The 24,765-nt window shown below is 62.2% G+C and carries 23 protein-coding genes; 7 read left to right on the top strand and 16 right to left on the bottom strand.

Annotated features, from left to right (window positions below; all coding sequences use genetic code 11):
• Positions 1-66: 66 nt before the first annotated feature.
• The 5 genes from VRB54_RS20810 to leuS all read right to left on the bottom strand — a co-directional run bounded on the left by VRB54_RS20810 (position 67) and on the right by leuS (position 6,103).
• On the bottom strand, positions 67-1,392 hold the full coding sequence (locus VRB54_RS20810) for a lytic murein transglycosylase (protein WP_338478597.1): 1,326 nt from the start codon (positions 1,390-1,392) through the stop codon (positions 67-69).
• Between the two features lie 61 nt (positions 1,393-1,453).
• A complete protein-coding gene (gene arfA, locus VRB54_RS20805) occupies positions 1,454-1,618 on the bottom strand; it encodes an alternative ribosome rescue factor ArfA (protein WP_231422566.1) in 165 nt (54 codons plus the stop codon).
• 105 nt (positions 1,619-1,723) lie between these two features.
• Positions 1,724-2,761, bottom strand: coding sequence for a DNA polymerase III subunit delta (gene holA, locus VRB54_RS20800; protein WP_003237014.1), 1,038 nt, complete (start codon positions 2,759-2,761; stop codon positions 1,724-1,726).
• Between the two features lie 39 nt (positions 2,762-2,800).
• Positions 2,801-3,406, bottom strand: a complete 606-nt coding sequence (lptE, locus tag VRB54_RS20795) for an LPS assembly lipoprotein LptE (RefSeq protein WP_338478596.1) — start codon at positions 3,404-3,406, stop codon at positions 2,801-2,803.
• 90 nt (positions 3,407-3,496) lie between these two features.
• Positions 3,497-6,103, bottom strand: a complete 2,607-nt coding sequence (gene leuS, locus VRB54_RS20790; RefSeq protein ID WP_338478595.1) for a leucine--tRNA ligase — start codon at positions 6,101-6,103, stop codon at positions 3,497-3,499.
• Positions 6,104-6,365: 262 nt separating this feature from the next.
• Between leuS and VRB54_RS20785 the strand changes: the two genes are divergently transcribed.
• Positions 6,366-6,683: a hypothetical protein gene (locus tag VRB54_RS20785; RefSeq protein WP_338478594.1), complete on the top strand. Its 318-nt coding sequence runs from the start codon at positions 6,366-6,368 to the stop codon at positions 6,681-6,683.
• A 73-nt stretch (positions 6,684-6,756) separates the two neighbouring features.
• Positions 6,757-7,518, top strand: coding sequence for a YdcF family protein (locus VRB54_RS20780; protein WP_338478593.1), 762 nt, complete (start codon positions 6,757-6,759; stop codon positions 7,516-7,518).
• Between the two features lie 62 nt (positions 7,519-7,580).
• On the opposite strand, the gene lnt is transcribed toward VRB54_RS20780, so the two are convergent.
• The 5 genes from lnt to miaB all read right to left on the bottom strand — a co-directional run bounded on the left by lnt (position 7,581) and on the right by miaB (position 12,998).
• Complete coding sequence (gene lnt, locus VRB54_RS20775; protein ID WP_338478592.1) at positions 7,581-9,104, bottom strand: apolipoprotein N-acyltransferase; 1,524 nt, start codon at positions 9,102-9,104, stop codon at positions 7,581-7,583.
• A gap of 8 nt (positions 9,105-9,112) precedes the next feature.
• Positions 9,113-9,952, bottom strand: a complete 840-nt coding sequence (locus VRB54_RS20770) for an HlyC/CorC family transporter (protein ID WP_015373027.1) — start codon at positions 9,950-9,952, stop codon at positions 9,113-9,115.
• Positions 9,953-9,997: 45 nt separating this feature from the next.
• Positions 9,998-10,456, bottom strand: coding sequence for an rRNA maturation RNase YbeY (ybeY, locus tag VRB54_RS20765; protein WP_209985154.1), 459 nt, complete (start codon positions 10,454-10,456; stop codon positions 9,998-10,000).
• Positions 10,449-11,453 (bottom strand): PhoH family protein, encoded by a 1,005-nt coding sequence (locus VRB54_RS20760; protein WP_338478591.1) that lies wholly within the window; start codon positions 11,451-11,453, stop codon positions 10,449-10,451. Before VRB54_RS20760 ends, ybeY begins: the two co-directional genes overlap by 8 nt.
• Before the next feature lie 216 nt (positions 11,454-11,669).
• Positions 11,670-12,998 (bottom strand): tRNA (N6-isopentenyl adenosine(37)-C2)-methylthiotransferase MiaB, encoded by a 1,329-nt coding sequence (gene miaB, locus VRB54_RS20755; RefSeq protein WP_209985149.1) that lies wholly within the window; start codon positions 12,996-12,998, stop codon positions 11,670-11,672.
• Between the two features lie 131 nt (positions 12,999-13,129).
• Between miaB and VRB54_RS20750 the strand changes: the two genes are divergently transcribed.
• Positions 13,130-13,456 carry a DUF1820 family protein gene (locus VRB54_RS20750; protein WP_003236992.1) on the top strand — a complete coding sequence of 109 codons (327 nt, stop codon included), beginning with the start codon at positions 13,130-13,132 and terminating at the stop codon, positions 13,454-13,456.
• 51 nt (positions 13,457-13,507) lie between these two features.
• On the opposite strand, the gene VRB54_RS20745 is transcribed toward VRB54_RS20750, so the two are convergent.
• The 4 genes from VRB54_RS20745 to VRB54_RS20730 all read right to left on the bottom strand — a co-directional run bounded on the left by VRB54_RS20745 (position 13,508) and on the right by VRB54_RS20730 (position 17,055).
• A complete protein-coding gene (locus VRB54_RS20745) occupies positions 13,508-14,062 on the bottom strand; it encodes a tetratricopeptide repeat protein (protein ID WP_338478590.1) in 555 nt (184 codons plus the stop codon).
• 225 nt (positions 14,063-14,287) lie between these two features.
• Entirely contained in the window at positions 14,288-15,571 is a 1,284-nt protein-coding gene (gene hemL, locus VRB54_RS20740; protein ID WP_015373025.1) for a glutamate-1-semialdehyde 2,1-aminomutase, read from the bottom strand.
• Between the two features lie 17 nt (positions 15,572-15,588).
• Positions 15,589-16,212 carry a thiamine phosphate synthase gene (gene thiE, locus VRB54_RS20735; protein WP_338478589.1) on the bottom strand — a complete coding sequence of 208 codons (624 nt, stop codon included), beginning with the start codon at positions 16,210-16,212 and terminating at the stop codon, positions 15,589-15,591.
• Positions 16,213-16,257: 45 nt separating this feature from the next.
• Positions 16,258-17,055, bottom strand: a complete 798-nt coding sequence (locus VRB54_RS20730) for a hydroxymethylpyrimidine/phosphomethylpyrimidine kinase (protein WP_338478588.1) — start codon at positions 17,053-17,055, stop codon at positions 16,258-16,260.
• Between the two features lie 274 nt (positions 17,056-17,329).
• Here VRB54_RS20730 and VRB54_RS20725 point away from each other — a divergent pair, with 274 nt between their 5' ends.
• The 4 genes from VRB54_RS20725 to VRB54_RS20710 all read left to right on the top strand — a co-directional run bounded on the left by VRB54_RS20725 (position 17,330) and on the right by VRB54_RS20710 (position 23,840).
• Positions 17,330-19,723: a hybrid sensor histidine kinase/response regulator gene (locus tag VRB54_RS20725; RefSeq protein WP_338478587.1), complete on the top strand. Its 2,394-nt coding sequence runs from the start codon at positions 17,330-17,332 to the stop codon at positions 19,721-19,723.
• 102 nt (positions 19,724-19,825) lie between these two features.
• Positions 19,826-21,478 carry an acyl-CoA dehydrogenase family protein gene (locus VRB54_RS20720; protein ID WP_338478586.1) on the top strand — a complete coding sequence of 551 codons (1,653 nt, stop codon included), beginning with the start codon at positions 19,826-19,828 and terminating at the stop codon, positions 21,476-21,478.
• A gap of 182 nt (positions 21,479-21,660) precedes the next feature.
• Positions 21,661-23,133: an AMP nucleosidase gene (gene amn, locus VRB54_RS20715; RefSeq protein ID WP_338478585.1), complete on the top strand. Its 1,473-nt coding sequence runs from the start codon at positions 21,661-21,663 to the stop codon at positions 23,131-23,133.
• A 71-nt stretch (positions 23,134-23,204) separates the two neighbouring features.
• Complete coding sequence (locus VRB54_RS20710) at positions 23,205-23,840, top strand: pseudouridine synthase (protein ID WP_338478584.1); 636 nt, start codon at positions 23,205-23,207, stop codon at positions 23,838-23,840.
• Here the strand turns inward: VRB54_RS20710 and VRB54_RS20705 are convergent.
• Positions 23,835-24,053, bottom strand: coding sequence for a DUF2788 domain-containing protein (locus tag VRB54_RS20705; RefSeq protein ID WP_338478583.1), 219 nt, complete (start codon positions 24,051-24,053; stop codon positions 23,835-23,837). The genes VRB54_RS20710 and VRB54_RS20705 overlap by 6 nt on opposite strands.
• A 127-nt stretch (positions 24,054-24,180) precedes the next feature.
• The gene (locus VRB54_RS20700; RefSeq protein WP_003176264.1) at positions 24,181-24,660 is read right to left on the bottom strand and encodes an Lrp/AsnC family transcriptional regulator; all 480 of its coding nucleotides are present in this window, start codon (positions 24,658-24,660) and stop codon (positions 24,181-24,183) included.
• Positions 24,661-24,765 lie beyond the last annotated feature (105 nt).

Genomic DNA, 24,765 nt, shown 5'->3' with positions numbered 1-24,765 from the left:
AATGTATTCACAGTTCAAAGGTGGGAGGGGGCTTGCTCCCGATGACGGTAGTCGCCATAAGCGAATCTAGCGGTTCTGCAGAGACTCCAGCAACTTCACCGTCGCATACCCATCCGCCGGCCAGCCCAATGCCTGCTGCGCCGCACGAATCGCCTTGCGCGTGTTCGCGCCTATAATCCCGTCCGGGTTGCCCGCGTCATAGCCCTTGGCGGTCAGTGCTGCCTGCAGGTCGATGCGCTGGGAACGGCTCAGTGGCAATTCATCCTTGGGCCAGTCTCCACGAATCATACCCCCGCCACCAAACCGCTCCGACAACAGGCCAACCGCCAATGCGTAGGAAGAGGAGTTGTTGTACTTGAGGATCGCGCGGAAGTTATCCAGCACCAGGAATGCCGGGCCACGGTAACCGGCCGGCAGCAGCAGGGCGGCGGACAGTTGGTCGACGTTGGGCGGCATGCTTGCCCCCGGTGGCAGCTGAATGCCGAGTTTCAGCCATTCGGCCACGCTCTTGCGCACACTGCCGTCGGCCAGGGCGTAATCAAAGTTGGTCGGTAGTTGTTTCACCTCGAAGCCCCACGGCTGGCCTTTCTGCCAGCCGGAGCTTTGCAGGTAATGCGCCGTAGAGGCGAGGGCGTCGGCCGGGCTGTTCCAGATATCGCGGCGGCCGTCGCCATCGAAGTCCACGGCGTGGGTGTTGTAGGTGGTCGGGATAAATTGGGTCTGGCCCATGGCGCCGGCCCAGGAGCCTTTCATCTGGTCTGCCTGGATATCTCCATGCTGGATGATCTGCAGCGCGGCAAGCAATTGCGCCTGGGCAAAGCCAGGGCGGCGACCCTCATAGGCCAGGGTGGCTAGAGAGCGGATGACCGAGTTATTGCCCTGGAACGCGCCGAAGTTACTCTCCATGCCCCACACCGAGACCAGCGCCTGGCGGTCGACGCCATAGCGTTGCTCGATGCTCTGCAGGATATCGGCATACTTGATCAGCAGCGCCTGGCCATTGCGCACGCGCACCGCCGACAGGGCACCGTCGAGGTACTCCCACACCGGGCGGGAAAACTCCGGCTGGCTGCGATCGGCGCGAATCACCGCCATGTCGGGGGTTACGTTGGCGAACGCATTATCGAAGACGGCGGGTGTGATCCCGGCTTTCAGCGCGTCCACGCGAAACCCGGCTTGCCATTCGGCAAAGGTCTGGGTGGGCTGGATATCAAGATTGTCTACTGCCAAAGGTGCAACCACGGCGGGCGCGACGGCCGGCACGGTCTGGATTTTTGGCAGAGGCTGGGCGTCGGCGGCGGTGGGTTTCTCGGCGCAGGCGACAAGCAGAATAAGGCTGGAGGCAGCAATCAATTGGCGCAGGTGCCAACGACGGGAAAGACTAGAGGGCATGCACAGGTCCAGGGGTTACAAATCAAGTGCAGACCTTATCATGCCGGAGGGGCGCTTGCCTTCAGGCAGCCAGAAAGTAAGAAGCCTCCCAGCTGTCAGACTGGAAGGCTTCGCGGCGGTAGCTGCCTTTGCCCTTGCCGGCGCGTTCCTGTCGGCTGCGGAACAGTGGCTGGGCGATGATGGATTTGGCCTTGTTGGGGCCATTCCTGGATGGCTTTTTGCTCATGATGAGTACTCTCGATGGATGGGTGGAACGGCGCAAATAATCGGCCGAATCGTCAGGGCTGTAAAGCCTGAGAATTGTAAATACAGATCAAAATGCCGGGGGGGGTTATTCGGCGGGCAGTGTGAGGCGCTGGCCGGCCATCAACAGCGACAAACGACTCAGGCTCATCCACGGCGAGCCCGCCGCCTGGCCCTTGATCTGCGCATCGATACGCTGCGCCTCCAGCAACAATTGCGCCCAGCGTTGCGCCGTGTGCCGTTGCAGGGCTTTGCTCATCAGCGGCTTGCGCTTGTCCCACACCGGTGGGCGGGCCTGGCTGAAGCATTTGTCCAGTGGCGTGCCCTGGCTGTATTGCAGGGCGATATTGGCCAGTACCCGCAGTTCGCGGGCCAGGGCCCATAGAATCACCGGCGGCTCCACCCCTTCGCCGCGCAAGCCTTCGAGCATGCGCAGGGCATGGGCCGGCTCACCGTTGAGGATAGCGTCCACCAGCCCGAACACGTCAAAGCGCGCACTGTCGGCCACCGCACCTTGCACGGTTTCGACGGTGATCTGTCCGTCTTCAGCCATCAACTTGAGCTTTTCGATCTCCTGGGCGGCGGCCAGCAGGTTGCCCTCGACCCGTGCTGCGATCAGCTCCACAGCGTCTTGCGTCGCCGACAGGCCCGATTGGGACAGGCGTTGACGAATCCACTGCGGCAACTGGTTGCTGTCCACCGGCCAGATCTGGATGAACTGCGTCTGCGCGCCTTCCACCAGCGCCTTGCCCCATTTGGTTTTCTGCGCACTGCCGTCAAGCTTGGGCAGGCTGATCAGCAGGACCGTATCCTCGGCCGGCCGTGCGCAGTATTCCATTAACGCCGCCGCGCCCTTGTCACCGGGCTTGCCCGAGGGCAGGCGCAGTTCCAGCAGGCGCTTTTCGGCAAACAGCGACATGCTGGCGCCGGCTTGCAGCAACGTACCCCAGTCGAAACTGGCGTCGGCGCTGAACACCTGGCGTTCGTCGAAACCTTGCTGACGTGCGGCGCTGCGAATGGCGTCCGCCGCCTCCTGGCACAGAAGCGGGTCATCGCCACTGACGATGTACACAGGCGCAAGGCCACCTTGCAGGTGTTTGGCGAGTTGGGCGGGGGCGAGTTTCATAGGCAGGGTGAACGGGGCGCCTGGGACGCCCCGTCTGGCTTACTCGACAGGGACTTCAACAGGCGATTGTTTCGGCGTGTTGTTTTCGTACTCTTGCGCAGCTTTCAAGGCATCGGCGTCAGCCTTGGCCTTGTCGTCAGCGCGTTGCTGCAATGTCTCAAGTTGTTGCGGGGTCAGCAGCGACAGGCGCAGGACCATGCGCTGGACCAGATCACGCCGCATTTCCTTGCGCACCTGAATGATTTGCGAGTCAGAACCTACCAGGTTATTGCCGTCGTGGCTGACGACCTTCTGTACCTGGATCTTGTCACCCATCAATGGCAGCTTGTCACGGCCCTGGATTTCGAAGGTCAGCTCGGTGCTCAGCTCGATGTCCGAGGCACGGCCGGCGCTGGCGTAGCTCAGGTTGCGCTGGGTGTCTTGCTCGTCGGCCAGGAACAGCTTGTAGGGCGCGCCGGTGTAGATGTGCACGCCGCTGCTTTCCAGGACCTGACGCAATTGCGTCACGGTTTCGCCGTAGGCGTTGCGGGCGCTCACGTCCCATTCCTTGATCGCCAGTTCATTGGTGCCGGTGCCGCGCAACTGGAAGCCGCATGCGCTCAGCAGCACGGCAAGGCCCATCACCAGCAAATTGCGTTTGATCATTTTTGTTGCTCCCCTTGAAACCAGGCGGGCCTTATCGAGGCCCTGAAGGTTTAGTTCGGCGCAAGGCTCAAGCCTTGCGCCCGATCCGATTTAGCTGGCGACGATATTGACCAGTTTGCCCGGCACCACGATCACTTTGCGGATCGTCAGGCCTTCGGTAAAGCGCAGCACGTTCTCGTTGACCCGCGCCGCCGCTTCAACCTCTTCGCGGCTGGCACTGGCGGGCATGTCGATCTGCCCGCGCAGTTTGCCGTTGACCTGGATGACCAGTTGCAACGTGTCCTGCACCAGCGCGCTGTCATCCTGCACCGGCCAGCGCGCATCGATGACTGCCTCGCTGTGGCCCAACCGGCTCCACAACTCATGGCTGATGTGCGGTGTGATCGGGGCGAGCAACAGGGTAACCGTTTCCAGGCCCTCCTGAATCAGCGCGCGATCCTGCTCGGTGGCTTGCGGGGCTTTTTCCAACACGTTCATCAGCGTCATCACCTGGGCGATGGCGGTGTTGAACTTGTGGTTCTGGCCCACATCCTGACCGGCTTGCTTGATGGCCAGGTGGGTGCTGCGGCGAATGGCTTTCTGCTCGTCGCTCAGCGCGGCCAGGTCCAGTTTGCCGGGCAGGCCCTGGCTGACATGGGCGTGGGCCAGGCGCCAGACGCGCTTGAGGAAGCGGTGCGAGCCTTCGACGCCGGAGTCGGACCATTCAGCGCTCATGTCCGGTGGCGATGCGAACATCATGAACAGGCGGCAGGTGTCGGCGCCGAACTGGTCGATCATCGACTGCGGGTCGACGCCGTTGTTCTTGGACTTGGCCATTTTCTCGGTGCCGCCGATTTCCACCGGCAGGCCGTCGGATTTCAGTTTGGCGCTGATCACCTTGGCCTTGCTGTCGCGCTCGAGCTCCACGTCCGCCGGGTTGAACCAGGTGTAGGCGCCATTGGCTTCGCGGCGATAATAGGTCTCGGCGATCACCATGCCCTGGGTGAGCAGGTTCTTGAACGGCTCATCGGAACTCACCAGGCCTTCGTCACGCATCAGCTTGTGGAAGAAGCGCGCGTAGAGCAGGTGCAGGATGGCGTGTTCGATACCGCCGATGTACTGGTCCACCGGCAACCAATGGTCGGCTGCGGATTTTTCCACCAGTCCGCCTTCATAGTGCGGCGACGCGTAACGGGCGTAGTACCACGAGGACTCGACGAAGGTGTCCATGGTGTCGGTTTCACGCTTGGCCGGCGCGCCGCATTTGGGGCAGGCGCACTCGTAGAACTCGGGCATGCGGGCCAGCGGCGACCCAGCACCATCGGGTACCACGTCTTCAGGCAGCACGACCGGCAACTGGTCTTCCGGTACCGGCACGTCGCCGCAGGTGTCGCAGTGGATGATCGGGATCGGGCAGCCCCAGTAGCGCTGGCGGCTGATGCCCCAGTCGCGCAGGCGGAACTGGGTACGCGAGGCACCGAGGTTTTTCTTGATCAGCGCTACTTCGATGGCGTCGAAGGCGCCGGCGAAGTCCAGGCCATCAAACTCGCCGGAGTTGATCAGGGTGCCGTGTTCGCCATAGGCGTCTTGCCACGGGGCCGGGTTGGTATCGCCGGAGCTGGTACGCACTACTGACTTGATCGGCAGGTTGTACTTGGTGGCGAATTCGAAATCACGCTCGTCGTGCGCTGGCACTGCCATTACAGCGCCATCGCCGTAGTGCATCAGCACATAGTTGGCGACCCACACCGGCAGTTTTTCGCCGGTCAGCGGATGCTCGACGAACAGCCCGGTCGGCAGGCCTTTTTTCTCCTGGGTGGCAACGTCGGCTTCGGCCACGCTGCCGCCTTTGCATTCGGCGATGAACGCTTGCAGCTCGGGGTTATTCTCGGCGGCCTGGGTGGCCAGCGGGTGTTCAGCGGCCACGGCGACGTAGGTCGCGCCCATCAAAGTGTCTGGACGGGTGGTGAAGACTTTCAGTGCGCCCGCTTCACCGATGGAATCGACGTTGTACGGGAACTGCACTTCCATGCCCTTGGATTTGCCGATCCAGTTGCGCTGCATGGTCTTGACCTGTTCAGGCCAGCCCGGCAGATCGTCGAGGCTCGACAGCAGCTCATCGGCGTAGGCGGTGATCTTGAAGTAGTACATCGGGATCTGGCGCTTTTCGATGACCGCGCCGGAACGCCAGCCGCGACCGTCGATCACCTGCTCGTTGGCCAGGACGGTCTGGTCGACCGGGTCCCAGTTCACGGTGCCGTTCTTGCGGTAGATCACGCCTTTTTCGAACAGGCGGGTGAACAGCCATTGTTCCCAGCGGTAATAGTCCGGCTTGCAGGTGGTCACTTCGCGGGACCAGTCCACCGCCAGGCCCAGGCTGCGCAGCTGGGTCTTCATGTAGGCGATGTTTTCGTAGGTCCACTTGGCGGGCGCCACGTTGTTCTTCATCGCGGCGTTTTCCGCCGGCATGCCGAAGGCGTCCCAACCCATGGGTTGCAGGACGTTCTTGCCGAGCATGCGCTGGTAGCGCGAGATCACGTCGCCGATGGTGTAGTTACGCACGTGCCCCATATGTAGCTTGCCGCTGGGGTAAGGGAACATCGACAGGCAGTAGTAAGTCTCCTTGCCTGGCTGTTCGCTGACTTCAAAGGACTTTTGCGCGTCCCAGAAGGTTTGTGCGGCATTTTCTATTTCACGGGGCTGGTAATGTTCGTGCATGGCTACTTTTGAACTGAATAGGGGTGGCCTAATCCTCTTCGGTGCAGCGTTAAGGCTGAGCGACACCGATGCGCGGCGCGTCCGTGCCCAAACCCTGCGGGAAGTGGAGTTACAGGAAGCGCCGTAGCATACATGACCCCACTCTATCGAGGGAAACCCTGATTGCGCAGGCCGGGCCGTCTGTCGCGGCGTCAGGCAGGCCTGGCTACCGGGTCTACGCTGTTGAGTGGGGAGCGAGTCTTATCTTCAATGAGGTGAGGGGATGGTCAAATCGCAGCGAATGTTAACCAAACCGGATGTCTACCAAGGATTGATCGACCGCTTGGGTCGTGCGTTGGATGCCGCCAGCACCGCGGGTCGATTGCGTGATGAACGCCCCGTCGAGCTGGAGCTGCGTGGCTTGAGCCGCGCAGAGCTGGAACTGATCAAGGCTTACCTGGAAAAAAACGAACGCTCGACGCCTGGCAGTGTGGCTTCCCCGCCACCGAGCGCGCCGACACAATCGGCAAAGGTGGTGTGGCTCAAGGATGCAGCGCGCGGGCGCGGTCCGGCACACCATCGGGCCGAACGGTTCAAGTGATGCACGCCCCCGTGTAAAGCTTGGCACTGAACCCTGATACACCTTAGGCTTCGGGCATCCATGGAGATGCTCGATGCCTATTCGCTATTTCATCAAACAACTGTTGCTGCCGCCCGGCATTCTCTTGCTGCTGCTGGCGCTTGGCTGGTGGTTGCGACGCACACGCCCGCGCCTGGCCGGCTGCTGCTTTGCCCTGGGGTTGGGCGGGCTGTGGTTGATGAGCCTGCCGGTGGTGGTGGAGTGGAGCGCACGGGCGCTGGAGACCGTGCCACCTTTGGCCCGTGAGGACTGGTCCTCTCTGGCTCAACGCGCAGATGCCATTGTGATATTGGGCTCGGGCCGCGAACGCGGTGACCCTGCGTGGGGTTCGGACCAGCCTACCGGTATCGGCCTGGAGCGCCAGCGTTATGCCGCGCGATTGGCCAAGGCATCCGGCCTGTCTGTGCTGACCACCGGTGGCCTGCACTACGACACGCCGCCCAGCGAGGCTGAGCTGATGGCCGTTTCAATGCAGGATGATTTTGGCGTCACGGTGCGCTGGAAGGAGGAACGCAGCCGAACCACCTGGGAAAACGCACAGATGAGCGCCGCGATCCTGTTGCCTGAAGGTATCAAGCGGGTGGTGGTGGTGACGCAGGCCTGGCACATGCCGCGCTCGGTGTGGAGCTTTGAAAAGGCCGGTTTTACCGTGTTGCCGGCGCCGGTGGGTTTTCTCGGCGTGGACAATGCGCGGCCGCTGGGTGGCTGGATGCCGGAGTTCAAGTCGATATGGCAGAGCGGGTATTTGTTGAATGAGGCAGTGGGGCAGGTGGGGTATCGGCTGTTTTACAAGTAACACCACCGATCTGAATGTGGGAGGGGGCTTGCTCCCTCCCACATTGGTTTTGGGTGGGGCGGCTAGACGGTTTTGGACATTCGGCCTGCCAGCAGCGCCCAGCCAAACAGCATCAGGCACACAATGATCAACGGCCACGAGCGCCATTGCAGATAGGGCGTGAGCTGGTGCATCGGCACCACTTCGCCGTAGAGAATACCGCGCTCGAACTGCGGAATCTGCACGGTGATCTGCCCGAACGGGTTGATCAGCGCGGTAACGCCGTTGTTGGTGGCGCGGATCATCCAGCGACCTGCCTCCAGGGCACGCATCTGCGCCATTTGCAGGTGCTGCAGCGGGCCGATGGAACGACCAAACCAGGTGTCATTGCTGATGGTCAGCAGCAAGTCGCTGCGGGCCGACAGGCCGGCGGCAAATTCCGGGTACACCACTTCGTAGCAAATGAACGGCGCAATCTGGTAGCCCTTGACCTGCAATAGAGGCTGGTCGGCCGGGCCACGGGCGAAGTCCGACATCGGCAGGTCAAAGAAGGCAATCAGCCCGCGCAACATGTCCTGCAACGGCACGTACTCACCGAAGGGCACCAGCTTCTGCTTCAGATAAGTGCCGTCGCCTTCGCCCACCACGGTGATGCCATTGAAATAGCGCTTTTCGTGACGTACCTCCTGGCGGATCGGTACCCCGGTGATCAGCGCGGTGTGCCGGTCGGCGGCAAACTTGCCCATCATGGACAGGTAACCTTCAACGGATTCCTTGAGCACCGGCACCGCCGTTTCCGGCCATACCAGCAGGTCAACCGGCCTGGAACTCAAACTCATGTCGCGGTACAGCGCGAGCTGGGCCGTCAGCTGTTGCGGGTCCCACTTCATGCTTTGTTCGATGTTGCCCTGGATCGCGGCCACGCTCAGCGGTGCGCCGGAGGGCGTGGTCCAGGCGTGATGCTTGAGGGCCAGGCCGATTGCCCACGGCGCGACCAGCAACGCCAGGCCTGCGCCAATAAAGGCGTTGCGCCTGGTCGCCAGCAGACGTGGCAGGTTGCACAACAGCGCCGCCGTCAGCGCCAGCGCGAACGAAATCAGCCACATCCCGCCCATGGGCGCCAGGCCGGTGAGCGGGCCGTCCAGTTGGCTGTAGCCGGAGTACAGCCATGGGAAACCGGTGAGGAACCAGCCACGAAACGCTTCCTGGCCGACCCACAATGCGGCAAAGGTCAGCGCGTCCGCCAGCGGCGCTTCATTGCGGCGCAGCCAGCGCGCCCACAGCCAGGCGGGCAGGGCGAAGAACCAGGCGATTGCGGCGGTGAACAGCAGCATCAGCAAACCCGCCAGCAGCATCGAAGCGCCGCCGAAGTGATGGATGCTGTAGTAGATCCAGCTGGTGCCGGCGCCGAACAGGCCGAAGCCGAAACACCAGCCACGGCCCAGAGCCTGACGAGGCGTCAGTTCCCGCAGCCCGACGTAGAACAGGCCGACCGCCACCAGCGCCAGCGGCCAGATGTCGAATGGCGCCAGCGACAGGGTGGTGATGGCGCCGGCCACCACGGCCAGCAGGTTACCGGGCCAGCCGGGTGCGGTGAGACGGCGCATGTCAGTCCTTAGCGGGCAATGGGTGTCAGGCGGATCAAGTGGATGCGGCGGCTGTCGGCATTCAGGATGCGGAAACGATAGGCGCCAATCTCGGTGGTTTCGTTACGCTTGGGCAGGTGCCCGAATGCACTCATCACCAGGCCGCCAACGGTATCGAATTCATCGTCGGAGAATTCGCTGTCAAAAAACTCGTTGAAGTTCTCGATAGGCGTCAGCGCCTTGACCAGGAAGTCACCGCTGGGCAGCGGCTTGATGTAGCTGTCTTCTTCGACGTCGTGTTCGTCTTCGATGTCGCCGACGATCTGTTCGAGCACGTCTTCGATGGTTACTAGGCCTGCTACGCCGCCGTATTCGTCGATCACAATGGCCATGTGATTGTGGTTGGCGCGAAACTCGCGCAGCAGCACATTCAGGCGCTTGGATTCAGGCACGAAGGTGGCCGGGCGCAGCAGGTCCTTGATATTGAAGTTGTCGCCGTTCTCCTTGAGGATCAGCGGCAACAGGTCCTTGGCCAGCAGGACACCCATGACGTCGTCATGGCTTTCACCGATCACCGGGTAGCGCGAGTGCGCCGAGTCGATCACGGCCGGGAGGAACTCCCGTGGGGTCTGGGTCGCTTTGATGCTGATCATCTGCGAGCGCGGCACCATGATGTCGCGGACTTGCAGGTCAGCCACCTGGATGGCGCCTTCGACGATGGCCAGCGCTTCGCTGTCCAGCAACTTGTTCTGGTGGGCCTCGCGCAGCAGCTCCAGCAGCTCCTGGCGGTTTTTCGGCTCGTGGGCAAAAGCCTGGGTCAATTTACCCAGCCATGACTTCTGCCCGTTGCTCGATCGGTCTTCGCTCATAGCGATTACTCTGAATCCTTTATCGTTACAGTTAGTAGGTGATGTTCAAGCTTCGTCATCTGCATACGGGTCCGGATGGCCCAATTCTGCAAGCAACGTTCGTTCCAGTGCTTCCATTTCTTCGGCTTCGTCATCGTCAATATGGTCGTAACCCAACAGATGCAAGCAGCCATGAATGACTAGATGGGCCCAGTGGGCCTCAAGTTCCTTGCCTTGCTCCTGCGCCTCACGCTCGACCACCGCGACACAGATCACCAGGTCGCCCAGCAGCGGGATATCCAGCAATTCGTCGGGCACGTCGGCGGGGAAGGACAGCACGTTGGTCGCGTAGTCCTTGTGGCGCCAGGTGTGATTCAGCTCGCGGCCTTCGGCTTCGTCCACCAGGCGGATGGTCAATTCCGAGTCGGCGCTGCGCTGGCGCAGGGCCAGGGCGCACCAGGTGCGAAATTGCGCTTCGCTGGGGGCGGGCGCGTCGGTCGCCAGCTGCAGGTCGAGCTCAAGCATCGCGGCGTACGTCCCGGGTCAGGCCGTCGTCGCGGTGTTCGAAGCGCTCGTAGGCCTCGACGATGCGCTGCACCAGCGGGTGACGCACCACGTCCTTGGGCATGAAATGCGTGAAGCTGATACCGGGCACGTCCTTGAGCACCTCGATCACCTGACCCAGGCCCGATTTGGTGCCCTTGGGCAGGTCGACCTGGGTGATGTCGCCGGTGATCACGGCAGTGGAGCCGAAACCGATACGGGTGAGGAACATCTTCATCTGCTCGACGGTGGTGTTCTGGCTTTCGTCGAGGATGATGAAGCTGTTGTTCAGGGTGCGTCCGCGCATGTAGGCGAGCGGGGCGATCTCGATCACCTGACGTTCGATCAGCTTGGCGACGTATTCGAAGCCAAGCATCTCGTAGAGCGCGTCGTAGAGCGGGCGCAGGTAGGGGTCGATCTTCTGGGCGAGGTCGCCGGGCAGGAAGCCGAGCTTTTCGCCAGCCTCGACCGCCGGGCGCACCAGCAGGATGCGGCGCACTTGCTCGCGCTCCAGGGCATCGACGGCACAGGCCACGGCCAGGTAGGTCTTGCCGGTGCCGGCCGGGCCGATGCCGAAGTTGATGTCGTTGCCGAGGATTTCCTTGACGTACTTCTGCTGATTCAAGCCGCGCGGGCGAATCATGCCTTTTTTGGTACGCAGGGCCACGCTGGCTTCGGCCACGGGATTGTTGGCCAGGTCTTCCACCGCCGACTCCTGCAGGTACAGGTGCACGGTTTCCGGCGACAACTCGCTGCCTTTGGTCTCGCGGTAGAGCCTGCGCAGCAGATTTTCTGCCGAGCTGGTGTGCTGGGGTTCACCAATGAGCTCGAACTGATTGCCGCGGTTGCGGATCTCGATGCTCAGTCGTTGTTCGATCAGGCGCAGGTGCTCGTCGAACTGTCCGCACAGATTGGCGAAGCGGCGAGCCTCAAACGGCTCGAGGATAAAACGATGGGGTTCTACTGTAGGTGCGTTCAAGGTCGCTTTTAGCCGCCCTTTGGCTGTGAAAGTGAAATAGAGAATAACGCCAGTGACTGGTGTGCGAAAGCACTTACGTCGTCGGAGTGTTGCACGGTTCAAATGTGGGAGGGGCTTGCCCCCGATGGCTGAGTGTCAGTCAGTACATTTGATACTGATGAACCGCCATCGGGGGCAAGCCCCCTCCCACATTTTGAGCCGCGGTGATCTGACTATTTATTGAATCAGCGACCCGCGCAGCGAGTGCGGCTGCGCCGCATCAATGTGCACATCGGCGAACTGGCCGATCAACATCGGGTTGTCGCAACGGAAGTTGACGATCCGGTTGTTCTCGGTACGGCCCTGCAATTCGCCCGGGTCTTTTTTCGAGTAATCGGTGACCAGAATCCGCTGGGTGGAGCCGACCATTTGTCGGCTGATCTCGAAACCCTGCTGGTTAAGTCGATGCTGCAGCGCATTCAGCCGTTCCTTTTTCAGCGCTTCCGGTGTTTCGTCCAGCAGGTCGGCGGCCGGGGTGCCGGGGCGCTGGCTGTAGACGAACGAGTAGGAGAAATCGAACCCCACGTCCTCGATCAGCTTCATGGTCTGCTGGAAGTCTTTTTCGGTTTCGCCGGGAAAGCCCACGATAAAGTCCGAGCTGATGCAGATGCCCGGCACCGCTGCGCGTAGTTTGCGCAGTTTGGATTTGTATTCCAGGGCGGTGTGGTTGCGTTTCATCGCCGACAGGATGCGGTCCGAGCCCGATTGCACTGGCAAGTGCAGGTGCTTGACCAGTTCCGGCACTTCGGCGTGGGCCTGGATCAAGCTGTCGGAAAACTCCAGCGGGTGCGAGGTGGTGTAGCGAATGCGCTCAATGCCATCCACCGCCGCCACGACGCGGATCAACTCGGCAAGGTCGGCCAGGCGCCCGTCATGGGTGTGGCCGCGATAGCCGTTGACGTTCTGGCCCAGCAGGGTCACTTCACGCACGCCGTTTTCCGCCAGGTGGATGATTTCCGCCAGCACGTCGTCAAATGGCCGGCTGACTTCTTCACCCCGGGTGTAGGGCACCACGCAGAAGGTGCAGTATTTACTGCAGCCTTCCATGACCGACACATAGGCGCTCGGCCCATCAATGCGTGGCTCGGGCAGGTGGTCGAATTTTTCGATCTCGGGGAACGACACGTCCACCTGCGGCAGCTTGGTAATGCGCGCGGCGTCGATCATTTCCGGCAGGCGGTGCAGGGTCTGCGGGCCGAATACCACGTCGACATAGGGCGCGCGGTCGCGGATTGCTGCGCCTTCCTGGCTGGCCACGCAGCCGCCGACGGCGATCACCATGTCCGGGTTGGCCAGTTTCAGTTCACGCCAGCGGCCCAGCTGCGAGTACACACGGTCCTGGGCCCGTTCGCGGATCGAGCAGGTATTGAGCAGGATCACGTCGGCATCTTCGGCGCGGGCGGTGACTTCCAGGGCCTGGTGTTCGCCCAGCAGGTCGACCATGCGCGAGCTGTCGTACTCGTTCATCTGGCAACCGTGGGTTTCGATATAGAGCTTCTTGGCCATGGGAATCGTCAACTGGTGGTAAAGAACCGCGCATTATAGGGGGCATGCCCATTGGTTCCTAGCGTTGTGCATCGGGTGCCATGCTATAGTTCGCGCCCTCTTTTATATCCGCGATGTGTTGCTCGCCCACCATGACCAAACGTGAAGCTCCAATCTACAAGGTGATTTTCCTCAACCAGGGCCAGGTGTTCGAAATGTACGCCAAGCAGATCTATCAAAGTGATCTGTGGGGCTTCCTGGAGGTGGAAGAGTTCGTCTTTGGCGAGCGCACGCAGCTGGTCGTCGACCCGGGCGAAGAAAAGCTCAAGGCTCAGTTCGAAGGCGTGGTGCGCAGTTTTGTGCCGATGCATTCGATTGTGCGCATCGATGAAGTCGAGCGCCTGGGTACGCCGAAGATCAGCGAGGCGCGGGGCGTGAGCAATGTGATGCCGTTTCCGATGCCGATGCCTGAGAAGTAGGGCTCAAGACCGGGGCTTGCCTGCGATAGCGGTAGAAGGGTTCAGCAAAAATCAGGGCAGCGGTGAAAACGGCGAACGCCCATCGGCACTCTGCAATTCCTGCAAATAATTGCGGAAAATCTGCCCCAGTACCTGGGTCGCCACTTCCAGCTCATCGCGCTGCATGTGTTCGGCCACCTCGTCGGCGGTATCCAGCGCATCTTCGGCGCCGTTGACCGCGGCCATCTTCAGCACGATATACGCCTGAATGTTATTGGCCGGCACGCCTTCACCCTTGAAGAACATGTTGCCGAGCTGAAACTGCGCCTGGGCATGGCCTTGCAACGAGGCTTTCTCGAAATAGCTCAAGGCTTTGTTGAGGTCCATGGCGGGGTTTTTGCTGTCGTGGTAGAACTCGCCCAACTCGTATTGCGCTTGCGCGTCCCCGTCATCAGCCTGTTTTTGGCACGCGCTCAGGGCTTCGGCCTGGCCGTCCGGCTGGGTATTGAGGGTGCAACGACCCATCGCTGGAATTAACAACGAGTTGCCGCCTGCCTGGGCATGTGCCAGCAGCGGCTGAAGGAGCAACAGGCAGCCCAGAACCAGGGTGCGGCCGGTGCGTTTCATGGGAATCGACTTACCTCTGACGGGGCGCGCGGACCCTCGTGGGATCCAATAAGCGCGCATTATGAAATAAGCAGGCCTCTGCTTACAAAGTCTTTACTCGTTTTTCTGCTGCTTGGGCAAGTTATCTGCCGGATTGCAGGTTAAATCTCGAAAAAAGTAAGAAATCTCTGTAGGCAAAGTAGCAATCTGACGCCACTGTCAGCAACGTCAGACGGCTGTGCGGGTTTATTTCAGGGCGGCGAAAGCGCGTTCGGCAGCATCCAGGGTGAGTTTCAATTCCGCGTCACCGTGGGCAATCGAAGTGAAGCCCGCTTCGAAGGCACTCGGCGCCAGGTACACGCCACCTTCCAGCATCAGGTGGAAGAAGCGCTTGAACAGATCGGCGTCGCTGCCCATGACGTCATCAAAGGTGACGATATCGTCGGCGCCGCTGAAATACAGGCCGAACATGCCGCCGGCCTGGGTGGTGACGAACGGAATGCCAGCGGCATCGGCGCGCACCTGCAGGCCGTCGAGCAGGCGGGTGGTGTAGTCGGTCAACTCGGCGTGGAAGCCCGGGCGGCTGATCAGGCGCAGGGTGGTCAGGCCGGCGGCCATGGCCAGCGGGTTACCCGACAGCGTACCGGCCTGGTACACCGGGCCCAGCGGCGCGATGTGCTGCATGATGGCGCGCTTGCCGCCAAAGCAGCCCACCGGCATGCCGCCGCCGATGATCTTGCCGAACGTGCTCAGGTCCGGCGTGACGCCGTAATGGGCCTGGGCGCCGCCGAGGGCCACGCGGAAACCGGTCATCACTTCGTCGAAAATCAGTACCACGCCATGCTTGTCGCACTGTTCGCGCAGGCCTTCGAGAAAGCCCGGCGCCGGCGGCACGCAGTTCATGTTGCCGGCGACCGGCTCGACGATGATGCATGCCACTTCCTGGCCGACTTCGCTGAGCATCTGCTCGACCGCGCCGATGTCGTTGAACGGCAGGGTCAGGGTGTGTTTGGCAAACGCCGCCGGTACACCCGCCGAACTCGGCACGCCCTGAGTCAGTGCGCCCGAGCCGGCCTTGACCAGCAGGCTGTCGGAGTGGCCGTGGTAGCAGCCCTCGAACTTGATGATGCTGTCGCGGCCAGTGAAACCACGGGCCAGGCGGATCGCGCTCATGGTGGCTTCGGTGCCGGAGCTGACCATGCGCACCATCTCCATCGACGGCACGATGGAGCAGACCAGGTCCGCCATCTCGGTTTCCATGGCGGTCGGCGCGCCGTAGGACAAACCGTGTTGCAACTGCTGGCGCACGGCGTCGAGCACGTCGGGGTGGCTGTGGCCGAGGATCATCGGGCCCCACGAACCCACGTAATCGACGTAGCGCTTGTCATCTTCGTCGGTGACGTAGGCACCTTCGGCGTGCTTGAAGAACAGCGGGGTGCCGCCCACGCTCTTGAACGCACGCACGGGGGAGTTCACACCGCCGGGGATGTGTTTCTGGGCATTGGCAAACAGGGTTTCGGAACGGGACATGATGAGTCTCTCTGCAATCAAATCTTGAGAAGGGCGTTGAAGGCACGGGCGCGGCGCGTGACTTCCTGAGTGCTGTCGGCACCAAACAGGCCATGGACCACGGCCAGCAGGTCGGCCCCGTGGGCCACCAGCGGCTCGGCGTTGTCGAGGGTCACACCGCCGATCACGCAGATCGGCAACTGCAGACACTTGCGCGCCTGGGCGAGCATGTCGACGGTGGCGGCCGGGGCGCCGGGCTTGGTGCTGGAATTGAAGAAGCGGCCAAAGGCGACGTAGCTGGCGCCTTCTTTGGCGGCCTGCTCGGCCAGTTCGATCTGGCTGTGGCAGGTGGCGCCGATGATCGCTTTGGAGCCGAGCAGGGCGCGCACCGGGGCCAAAGGACCGTCGGTCTGGCCCAGGTGCACACCGACGCCCAGGCGTGCGGCCAGTTCGGCGTCGTCGTTGATGATCAGGCGGGTTTTGTAGCGCGAGCAGAGTTCGTGGAGTTTCTCCGCTTCGCGCAGGCGCCGGGCCTCGTCGCTGCTTTTGTCGCGGTACTGCAACAGGGTCACACCGCCCTCCAGCGCCGCTTCGACGTAGGCGAGGAATTTACCGGCCAGCAATTGGCTGTCGGTAATGGCGTAAAGGCCACGTAGTTTCATCGAGCAGGCCTCTCGGTGTTGCGAATTGATGTTGCGAGATTGATGTTACGAACAGAAATCCAGCGGCAGTCGGCGCGGTACGAACTGACCCTGGCCGAGTCGTTCGGCGTCACGCAGGGTGCGCCAAGTGTAGTTGAGCGCTGACTGCACAGCGCTGACCAGGCCTTCGCCGTGGGCCAGCCGGCCACTGAGCGCGCTGGCCAGCGTGCAGCCCGAACCGTGATAGCTGCCGGGCAGGCGCTGGCAGGTAAAGGTCTGGCGCGTGCCGTCGCGGCTGTACAAACGGTTATGCACTTCATGCTCGTCGCCATGGCCGCCGGTGATCAGCAGGTGACGGATAAACGGCAACAGCTTCTCGGCGCAGTCATCGGCGCTGCCGTCCGGCAATTCGGCGAGGATGCGCGCTTCGGGCAGGTTGGGCGTGGCGATCAGCGACAGCGGCAACAGGCGCTCGCGCATCGCGTAACCGACTTCGTCCTTGCCCAGGCTGCCGCCGCCGCCAGCACGCAGCACCGGGTCGCAAACCACCGGCAGGTGCGGGTGCGCCTGCAGCAGCTCGACCACGGTGTCCACCATCACGGTGGAGCCGAGCATGCCCAGCTTGACTGCCGCCACTTCGGAGTCGCCGAGCACGGCATTGGCCTGGGCCAATACCCACTCGCGGTCGAGCACGCGGAAATCGCTGACATTGACCGTGTTCTGCACGGTCAGCGCCGTGACGGCCGGCGCCGCATGGCAGCCCTGGGCGAGCAGGGCTTCGATATCTGCCTGCAGGCCGGCGCCACCACTGGGATCATGGCCGGAGAGACAAAGAACAACAGGGCGAGAGCTGTAGATATTCATGGTGCGCGAGCTTACCACCAAACGCTTTTTGCGTGGCCGTTGGGCGATGGCTGAATTTTACGCGAGGGCGTCGTTTTTCTGGCGCTTGAAGGCGTCCAAAAAATGGCTGAGAAGCCCGTCCCAGAGCCTTTCAAAATAACGTGCCAATAGTGTCCAATGGCCTTTAGCGGCTATGCTAAAATGGATTCAAACAACTTAATGTATCGCCGGTATGCGTCTACTCAAAAGGATGGGGGGCTTATTGACCTGACCGGACAGGCCACGCTGGGGCTCTATGCGCTATTTGCTGATTGTATTGTTATGCGGGCTGCCGATGCTCGCCAGCGCCATCGAGTTCACTCAGGACACGCGCAGCCTGTCGCTCGGCAGGGCGATGCAAGTGCTCGAAGACCCCACCGACGCACTGACCATCGCCGATGTCAGCGCGCCGTCTGCGGCCGCGCGGTTCAAGCCCCATGACAAAGACACCCTCAACGCCGGCTATTCGCGTTCGGTGTTCTGGCTCAAGATTGACCTGCAGTACATGCCACGGCTCGTCGATGCCCAGCGCACCTGGCTGCTGGAGCTGGCCTACCCGCCCCTGGACCACCTCGACCTCTACCTGCCCGACCGCACCGGTCACTATCGCCTGGCCGGCCGCACCGGTGACGCGTTGCCATTTTCGAACCGCGAGATCCGCCAGAACAACTACCTGTTCAAACTCGACTTCGCCCCCGGCGAACAGAAGACCGTCTACCTGCGCCTGCAAAGCGAAGGCTCGATCCAGGCGCCGCTGACGCTGTGGTCCAGCACCGCGTACCTCGAACAACAGCCACTGCGCCTGTACGTGCTGGGTCTGATCTACGGCGTGCTGCTGGGCATGCTGGTGTACAACCTGTTCATCTACCTGAGCGTGCGCGATACCAGCTACCTCTATTACATCCTTTATATCGCCTCGTTCGGCATGTACCAGCTGTCGGTGAACGGCGCGGCGGTGGAATATTTCTGGCCGAACAGCCCGTGGTGGGCCAATGCAGCGACGCCGTTTCTGATCGGCTGCGCGGCGTTGTTCGGCAGCCTGTTCACGCGCAGTTTCCTCAGCACCGCCCAGCACAGCCGCTGGATCAATCGCCTGCTGCTGACGCTGGTGGGCTGCGGCGCGGTGGTCATGCTGCTGTCGCTGATGACCAGCTACGCCCTCGCACTGCGCCTGGCCACCGGCCTGGCGCTGGTGTTCACCGTGACCATCTTTGTCGCAGCCATCAAGGCGTGGTACTGCGGCCAGCGCGTGGCGCGCTATTTCATCATCGCCTGGTCAGCGTTCCTGCTGGGCGGGGTGGTCAATACGCTGATGGTGCTGGGCTACCTGCCCAATGTGTTCCTCACCATGTACGCCAGCCAGATCGGTTCGGCCATTGAAGTGTCATTGCTGTCCCTGGCCCTGGTCGACCGCATTAACGCCATGCGCGAGCAGCAGGCGCAGATTCTGCTCGACGCCAGCCAGACACTCGAAGGGCTCAACCAGCAACTGGCCCGCAGCAATCTTCTCAAGGACGAATTCCTCGCCACCCTGACCCACGAACTGCGCACCCCGATGAACGGCGTGATCGGCTCACTGGAGCTGATGCACACCCAACCGCTGACGGATGAACTGGCGCATTACCATCAGACTGCCGCCGGATCGGCACGGGACATGATGCGCATGGTCAACGGCATCCTCACCCTCACCGAACTGCAAGCCGGGCGCCTCAGCCCGCAGCCCCGCGCATTCAGCCTGCGTGGCACGCTCGAGACCTTGCGCCAGCAGTTCAGCGCCAGTGCGCAAAGCCGGGGCCTGGCGTTTACCGTGGACGTAACCGACGACCTGCCGGACCGGCTGATCGGCGACCCCGAAAAACTGGTGCAGTGCCTTGATTGCCTGCTGGACAACGCGTTCAAGTTCACTCACCACGGCTCTGTGCGCCTGCGCGTGGTGGGCGTGCCCCACAGCGACGGCCGCCCGCGCCTGAGCTTTATCGTCACCGACACCGGCATCGGTTTCGCCTTTCTCGAAGAAGCCACCCTGTACCAACGCTTCTTCCAGCTCGACGGCTCGATGACCCGTGAATACGGCGGCCTGGGCATCGGCCTGGCGATCTGCCGGCAACTGATCGAATTGCAGGGCGGGCGCCTGACCCATCATTCCGAGCCGCGCAAGGGCAGCCGCTTCCAGCTGGACGTGGAAATGGACAGCGTGAGGCCAGACCCCCACGCCGTGCGCTCGGGCAAGGAGCGCTCCGCCAATGAGTGCGCGGTGCTGCTGGTGGACGACAACAGCGTCGGCCAATTGGCCGTGCGCGGCATGTTGCTCAAGCTGGGTTACCGGGTGAAAACCGTGGACAGCGGGCCCATGGCGCTGGCGGCCCTGCAGGCCGGGCGTTTTGACGCGGTATTGCTGGACGTGCCTGAAGGCGGTTTCTCGTTGTGCTGTCAGATCCGCGCACTGCCTGGCTGCGGCGAGCTGCCGGTGATTGCCCTGGGTGGGTCATCCAGTGCACCGGAGCGCGAACATTGTCATGGCGTCGGTATCACTGAGCGGCTGGTCAAGCCGGTGCGTTTCGACGTTCTGCAGACGGTACTGGAACGCCGTGTGTTACGCGCACAGGAGGGCGAAGGCGCCGTGCAATCGGCGGGTATGCCACTTTTTTAAGCACAGTGACGATGCTTAACTGAAAAGCATTGGGCCTCATCGAGCCGCCTCTTGACTGCCGGAGGGCGGCGATCGACATGGGCCTTTTTCCTGGAGGCCTTGATGAACCTGCATCAGTTTGCCGAAACCCACGTCGTCACCAACCAGCCGCCGTCCCTGGATGGCATCAACCTGTACCGCATCGACCTGCCTTTGCAGGACTGGTCACGCCGCTTTGGTGCCGGCTGGGCGCAGCCGCGCATCGATGCCTATGGCGCGCTGGCCGGTGGTCCGTTGATGGAGGCCGGGTTCCTGGCGAACCAGAACAAGCCGGTGTTCAGCAGCCATGATCGTTATGGCCATCGTATCGACCTGGTGGAGTTTCATCCGGCCTATCACCAATTGATGCGCACCGCCGTTGAACACGGCCTGCCGTCGCTGCCGTGGGCCCACCCGCAAGACGGCGCCCATGTGGCCCGCGCCGCGATGACCTACCTGCACACCCAGGCGGAAGCCGGCACCGGTTGCCCGCTGACCATGACCTTCGCCAGCGTTCCGGCTCTGCGCCTGCAGCCGGAGCTGGCGCAGGCCTGGTTGCCGAAAGTCCTCAGCACCGACTACGACGGGCGCAACGTTGGCATGGCCCACAAGGCCGGCGTCACCCTCGGCATGGCCATGACCGAAAAACAGGGCGGCACCGACGTGCGCGCCAACACCACCCGCGCCTATCCGGTGGGCGCCGGCGGCCCCGGGCAAGCCTATGAGCTGGTGGGCCACAAGTGGTTCTGCTCGGCGCCAATGTGCGATGCCTTCCTCACCCTGGCCCAGACCGACAAGGGCCTCAGCTGTTTCCTGCTGCCACGCCACCGGCCGGACGACACGCGCAATGAGTTCTATATCCAGCGCCTGAAAAACAAATTGGGCAATTGCTCCAACGCCTCCAGCGAAGTGGAGTTTCGCGGCGCGCTGGCGTGGATGGTCGGCGAAGAGGGGCGTGGCGTGCCGACCATTATCGAGATGGTCGCCATGACCCGCTTCGACTGCATGGTCGGCTCCAGCGCCCTGATGCGCCAGGCGCTGACCCAGGCCAGCCATCATTGCGCCCATCGCCGCGTGGGTGGCCGCGTGCTCAGCGAGCAACCCTTGATGCAGAACGTGCTGGCCGACCTGGCCCTGGAAAGCGAAGCGGCCCTGGCGTTGAGCCTGCGCATGGGCCGCGCCCTGGATCATCTGGGCGATGAACACGAAGCGCGGTTCGCGCGGCTGGTAACGGCGGTGGGCAAGTATTGGATCTGCAAGCGCGCGCCGGCGATGATCAACGAAGCGGCTGAATGCATGGGCGGTGCCGGCTATGTGGAGGACAGCATCCTGCCGCGCCTGTACCGTGAGGCACCGGTGAATTCGACGTGGGAAGGTTCCGGCAACGTGCAATGCCTGGATGTGCTGCGCGCGCTGTCCAAGGAGCCGGGTGTGCTGGAGACGCTGTTTGTCGAACTCGGCGATGGGCATGGCGACAGGCAGTTGGCGCGGCACATCCAACAGTTGAAAACGGCGTTTATGGACACTCAGGACATTCAGTACCGTGCACGGCAATTGACCGAAGACATCGCCTTGGCGTTGCAGGCCAAGTTGCTGCTGGAGGCGGGGAATGCGGCGGTGAGTGATGGGTTTATTGCCAGCCGGTTGGGTGAGTCCTCCGGGCGGGTGTATGGCACGTTGCCGCGTGGGGTGGATGTAGAGGCGATTGTTGCCCGCTCAACCCCCCAATCGGTCTGACTGCAAGCGGTCAAAGTGTGGGAGGGCGCTTGCTCCCGATAGCGGTGCATCAGCTACAGCCAGGCTGACTGACACACTGCAATCGGGAGCAAGCCCCCTCCCACATTTACGGCATTCCAATTCCGGTGTTTCAGTGCAGCCGCGATACAGGCAAGATAAAGGCCTGCAAGTCAGCACACAGGATGCTTACCGTGACCGAAGCTTTTGTTGTCGTTCAAACCGCCGAAGAAGCCGTGGACCGGCTGGCCGCTCTGCATGAGCGTGCGACCGGCGCGCTCAACCAGGCCCTCAAGCAATACCTCAAGGACCGCGTCGAACCCGACGCCGACCAGCGCGCGCTGTTTCGCTACCCGGAACTGCGCCTGACCTACCACTGCCACGGCGAAGTCCCACAGACCACCCGCGCGTACGCCAAGGTGCAACTGCCCGGCACCTACAGCGTGACCGTCACCCACCCGGCGGCCTTCCGTAAATACCTGCTCGAACAGTTGGTGCCGCTGATGCACGACTTCACCGTGACTGTGGAAGTGGGCGTCAGCCAGCAGAACATTCCGTATCCGTACGTTGTGGAGCAGGGCGACGAGCTGGTCGGCTCCGGTGTGACCGCCGCGACCCTGGCGCGCGTGTTCCCCAGCACCGACCTGTCGGCAGCCACCGATGGCATCGCCGACGGCCTCTACGACTGGGAAAACACCGACCCGCTGCCGCTGGCATTGTTCGATGCGGCCCGCGTGGACTTTTCCCTGCGCCGCCTGGTGCATTACACCGGCAGCGACTGGCGCCATGTGCAGCCGTGGATTCTGCTGACCAACTACCACCGCTACGTCGACCAGTTCATCCTGCATGGCCTGGAACAACTGCGCAGCGACCCGCGTTTTGTGCGCATGGTGCTGCCGGGCAACGTGATCATCGACAAAAACATGGACCACGGCGAAGCATCGGCGATTGCCGCAGGCGTGGTGTGGCACCGCTACCAGATGCCGGCCTATCACCTGCAGGCTACCGACGGCCACGGCGTGACCCTGGTGAACATCGGCGTCGGCCCGTCCAACGCCAAGAACATCACCGACCACCTGGCGGTACTGCGCCCGCACTGTTGGCTGATGATCGGCCACTGCGGCGGCCTGCGCCAATCCCAGACCATCGGCGACTATGTACTGGCCCACGCCTATATGCGCCGCGACGGGATCCTCGACCGGGTGGTGCCGCCGAATATCCCGATTCCGGCCCTCGCCGAAGTGCAGATGGCCTTGCAGCAGGCGGCCGCGAGCGTCACCGGCGAAAAAGGCGAAGAGCTGAAAAAACGCCTGCGCACCGGCACAGTGCTGACCTACGACGACCGTAACTGGGAGCTGCGCTGGGCGCAGGAGCGCCCGCTGATCAACCTGTCCCGCGCCGTGGCCGTGGACATGGAAAGCGGCACCATCGCAGCGCAAGGCTACCGGCTGCGCGTGCCCTACGGCACCTTGCTGTGCGTGTCGGACAAGCCGTTGCACAGTGAAATCAAATTGCCGGGTTCGGCCAACGCGTTCTATGAGCGCGCGGTCAGCCAGCACTTGAAGATCGGCATCGAGGCAGTGGACCTGCTGCGCACTGAACTCAACTCGCTGCACTCGCGCAAACTGCGCAGCTTCGACGAGCCGCCGTTCCGCTAAGCGGTTGGGATGGTCATTTGGCGGTCAGGCCACTAGCATTGTCGGTCCTGACCGTTAGATGTTCCTTCGCCATGTCCCGTCCCACCCGTCCCGATTCGCGCCGCCCTGGCGTGAAACCTTCGCAGGCTGCCCCCCGTCGTGTCGCCAAGGCGCCGCCGGCCGAGCCGAAGCTGATCCTGTTCAACAAACCCTTCGATGTGCTGACTCAGTTCAGCGACGAAGGCGGGCGCGCGACCCTCAAGGATTTTATCGACATCCCTGGCATCTACCCGGCGGGCCGCCTGGACCGTGACAGCGAAGGCCTGCTGCTGCTGACCAACGACGGCCAGTTGCAGGCGCGCATTGCTGACCCACGGCACAAGCTGGCGAAAACCTATTGGGTGCAGGTGGAAGGCGAGCCGACTGACGCGCAACTGCAACGCCTGCGCGACGGTGTGGAACTCAACGACGGCATGACCTTGCCCGCCGAAGCCCGGCTGCTGGATGAGCCTGAGCTGTGGCCGCGCAACCCGCCGGTGCGCTTTCGCAAAAGTGTGCCCACACACTGGCTGGAACTGGTGATTCGCGAAGGGCGTAACCGTCAGGTACGGCGCATGACGGCGGCGGTGGGCTTGCCGACCTTGCGCCTGGTGCGCGTGCGTATTGGCGACTGGTCTATCGCGGGGCTGGATCAGGGCCAGTGGAAGGCAGTGCCGGCGCGTTTATAAGGCGCCGGACTCGATCAGGCCGATCACCACGCTCTTGATGATGAACGCGGCGATGCCCAGGCCCAGCACCAGGAACAGGATGAGCGAGCCAAAGTGTCCGGCTTTGGATTTTTTCGCCAGGTCCCAGACGATAAAGCCCATGAAGAGGATCAGCAGGGTCACCAGACCGGTCATCATCCATTCTTCGAACAGAGCGGGGTCGAGGGTGTTCATGGTGAGTTTTCCGACGTGGTAACTGTGGGAGCTGGCTTGCCTGCGATGCAGTCAACTCGGTGTGTCAGTAAACCCCGGGTGATGTTATCGCAGGCAAGCCAGCTCCCACCTTTGATCTTCTTTGATCTCAGGTACGCAAGTGCGTCAGCGGCAGTTCGGTGCTGTTGAGCACCTGGTTGAGCACGAAGCTTGAGCGCACGCTGGTCACGCCTTCGATGCGGGTCAGATGGCCCAGCAGCAGTTTTTGATAGTGATCCATGTCCGGCACCACCACTTTGAGCTGATAGTCCGCGTCCATCCCGGTCACCAGGCTGCATTCCAGCACCTGGGGCAGGGTGCGGATGGCGGCTTCAAAATTCTCGAAACGCTCGGGGGTGTGCCGGTCCATGCCGATCAGCACATAGGCGGTCAGGCTCAAGCCGAGCATCTTGCGATCGAGCAGGGCGACCTGGCGGGAGATATAGCCGTCGTCTTCCAGTTGCTTGACCCGGCGCGAGCAGGGCGAGGGCGACAGGCCGATACGCTCGGCCAGCTCCTGGTTGGAGATCCTCGCGTCGCGCTGCAATTCCGCCAGAATACTCAGGTCGTATCGGTCAAGCTTGCTCATCAGGTTGGCCTTTGTCGTAACTATTGCGGTGAATTATCCATGAAGGGTTAAAAATTGCGCAAGCACTGTTTATTGACGCAATCTTCGCAATCATCCGTCGAGCGT

Source organism: Pseudomonas trivialis (assembly GCF_036864995.1).
Classification (GTDB): domain Bacteria; phylum Pseudomonadota; class Gammaproteobacteria; order Pseudomonadales; family Pseudomonadaceae; genus Aquipseudomonas; species Aquipseudomonas trivialis.
The sequence above is the reverse complement of the archived record's forward strand: the minus strand, read 5'-3'. Positions and strand labels throughout refer to the sequence as shown.